Here is a 2839-nt window from a genome sequence, read left to right as displayed (position 1 = left end):
CAGCGGGACGGCCGCCGGGCGCAGCTATCTGATCAAGGTTCCGGGCGGGAAGTGCGCCGGCATCCGGGACGGGAGCACCGAGGAGGGGGCCGAGGTCGTCGTGGAACCCTGCACCGGTGCGGACGCCCAGCTCTTCGTCGTCCAGGCCGCGCCCTGAGCCGGCGCCCGCAAGACCGTCGATCTTGCGCCCTTCGGGCCTGCCCGGTCCATGAGGCACACTGGACGTTTGGCCGTTATGGAAGGGTGTGCCGCGCGTGAATGGTCCGCTGATCGTCCAGTCCGACAAGACCCTGCTCCTGGAAGTCGACCACGAGCGGGCCGACGACTGCCGTCGGGCGATCGCGCCCTTCGCCGAGCTGGAGCGGGCGCCCGAGCACATCCACACCTACCGGGTCACCCCGCTCGGCCTGTGGAACGCGCGCGCCGCCGGGCACGACGCCGAGCAGGTCGTCGACGCCCTGGTGCAGTACAGCCGCTACCCCGTCCCGCACGCGCTGCTCGTGGACATCGCCGAGACGATGGACCGCTACGGCCGCCTCACCCTGACCAAGCACCCCGCGCACGGACTCGTCCTCACCACCACCGACCGCCCGGTGCTGGAGGAGGTGCTGAAGTCCAAGCGGATCGCCCCGCTGGTCGGCGCCCGGATCGATCCGGACACCGTGGCCGTGCACCCCTCCGAGCGGGGGCAGATCAAGCAGATGTTGCTGAAGCTGGGCTGGCCGGCCGAGGACCTCGCCGGGTACGTCGACGGCGAGGCGCACCCGATCGAGCTGCTGGAGGACGGCTGGGCGCTGCGTCCCTACCAGAAGCAGGCCGTGGAGAACTTCTGGCACGGCGGCAGCGGCGTCGTCGTCCTGCCCTGCGGCGCCGGGAAGACCCTGGTCGGCGCCGGGTCCATGGCCCAGGCGAAGTCGACCACGCTGATCCTCGTCACCAACACCGTCTCCGCCCGGCAGTGGAAGCACGAGCTGGTGAAGCGGACCTCGCTGACGGAGGACGAGATCGGCGAGTACAGCGGTACGAAGAAGGAGATCCGCCCGGTCACCATCGCCACCTACCAGGTGCTGACGACCAAGCGGAAGGGCGTCTACCCGCACCTGGAGCTGTTCGACTCCCGGGACTGGGGCCTGATCGTCTACGACGAGGTGCACCTGCTGCCCGCGCCCGTGTTCAAGTTCACCGCCGACCTCCAGGCGCGGCGGCGGCTGGGGCTCACGGCCACCCTGGTGCGCGAGGACGGCCGTGAGTCGGACGTGTTCTCCCTCATCGGGCCCAAGAGGTTCGACGCCCCGTGGAAGGAGATCGAGGCGCAGGGCTACATCGCGCCCGCCGACTGCGTCGAGGTCCGGGTGAACCTCACCGACTCCGAGCGGCTGGCGTACGCCACCGCCGAGGCGGAGGAGAAGTACCGCTTCTGCGCGACCACCGAGACCAAGCGGAAGGTCACCGAGGCGATCGTCCGCCGGTTCGCCGGGCAGCAGATCCTCGTCATCGGCCAGTACATCGACCAGCTGGACGAGCTGGGCGAGCACCTGAACGCCCCGGTGATCAAGGGCGAGACCTCCAACGCGCAGCGCGAGAAGCTCTTCGACGCGTTCCGCGAGGGCGAGATCAGCGTGCTGGTGGTGTCGAAGGTCGCCAACTTCTCCATCGACCTGCCGGAGGCCACGGTCGCCATCCAGGTGTCCGGCACCTTCGGCTCCCGGCAGGAGGAGGCCCAGCGGCTCGGCCGGGTGCTGCGCCCCAAGGCCGACGGCCACCAGGCGCACTTCTACTCGGTCGTCGCCCGCGACACCATCGACCAGGACTTCGCCGCCCACCGGCAGCGGTTCCTGGCGGAGCAGGGGTACGCCTACCGGATCGTGGACGCGGACGAGATCCTGGCCGAGGGCCGCTAAAGGCGTACGCCTCTAGAAGGCGTACTCGTCGACGTAGCCCTTGGTCTTGCCGTTCTTGCCGTAGTACCAGTAGGTGCCGCTCTTGTAGGCGCGGCAGTACACGCGGACCGTGTCGCCCGTGAAGAGGACCTTCTTCTTCTTGTAGTTCTCGCCGGGACCGCTGCGCATGACGGTGTCGCCCCACCGCGTGATCTGACGGGTCTGGTCCGCGATGTTCTTGCATCCGCGCGGGTTGGCGGCCGAGGCGCTGGGCGCGGCCATCAGCGTGGCGGTGACGGCGAGTGCGGTGGCGGCGGTCAGACCGCTCACCGCCTTGCGGAGCGGAAGCTTCGAGAAAGCCATGTCAATGTCCCCGTTTGCTCGTTCGAAGGGATCGGACTACGGCCGATCATGCTGTCATACGTGATCAGCAGCCCCAGCATCAGGAGGGGGTAAGCGGCTGCCAACGGCTGCTGCCACCAGGGGAGTTCCAGATCCAGGGCGCCCTCGTGGGGCACCAGCCACATCGTGCGGGCGGTGAAGACGAGGGCCACCAGCGCGGCTGTGCGGGTGCGCCCCTCCGTCAGCAGCACGGCGAGCAGCGGCACGCACCACACCCAGTGGTGGGTCCAGCTGATCGGGCAGACCAGCAGGACCGTGAACGCGGTCAGCAGGACGCCGTGGCTGTCCCGGCGGGCCCGGGCCGCCAGCGCCAGGCCCGCCACCGCGACCGCCGCCGCCGGGAGCGCCCAGGCCGGGCCCGGCGCCGGATCGCCCAGGGCCCGGGCGAGCAGCCCCCGCAGGGACTGGTTGTCCACGATCCACGCCTTGCCCACCCGGCCGGTCTCGTACAGCCGCCGGGTCCAGAAGTCCGCGCTCGCGGCGGGCAGCAGCGCGGCGCCGAACGCGACCGTCCCCGCGAAGGCCGCCACCGCCGTCGCCGCCTCCCGCACCCGGCC

3 protein-coding genes are annotated in these 2839 nt (G+C 70.5%); 1 reads left to right on the top strand and 2 read right to left on the bottom strand.

The window, feature by feature from the left end:
* The first annotated feature begins 254 nt into the window (after positions 1 to 254).
* A complete protein-coding gene (locus tag CCN44_RS36645) occupies positions 255 to 1901 on the top strand; it encodes a DNA repair helicase XPB (RefSeq protein ID WP_059255080.1) in 1647 nt (548 codons plus the stop codon).
* Positions 1902 to 1913: 12 nt separating this feature from the next.
* Here CCN44_RS36645 and CCN44_RS36640 read toward each other — a convergent pair whose 3' ends face one another.
* The gene (locus CCN44_RS36640; protein WP_143650246.1) at positions 1914 to 2243 is read right to left on the bottom strand and encodes an SH3 domain-containing protein; all 330 of its coding nucleotides are present in this window, start codon (positions 2241 to 2243) and stop codon (positions 1914 to 1916) included.
* Positions 2207 to 2839: glycosyltransferase 87 family protein (locus CCN44_RS36635; RefSeq protein WP_143650243.1), on the bottom strand; the 633-nt coding region annotated here is incomplete at its 5' end. The genes CCN44_RS36640 and CCN44_RS36635, both read right to left, overlap by 37 nt.

The sequence above is a fragment of the Streptomyces tricolor genome, from assembly GCF_002155905.1.
GTDB lineage: Bacteria > Actinomycetota > Actinomycetes > Streptomycetales > Streptomycetaceae > Streptomyces > Streptomyces tricolor.
Note: the sequence above shows the minus strand (reverse complement) of the source record. Positions and strands in the feature narration are given on the sequence as shown.

What these genes read in the sequence shown, in the direction of transcription:
- CCN44_RS36640 (WP_143650246.1), bottom strand. Translation starts at nt 2,243, where the DNA reads ATGGCTTTCTCGAAGCTTCCGCTCCGCAAGGCGGTGAGCGGTCTGACC.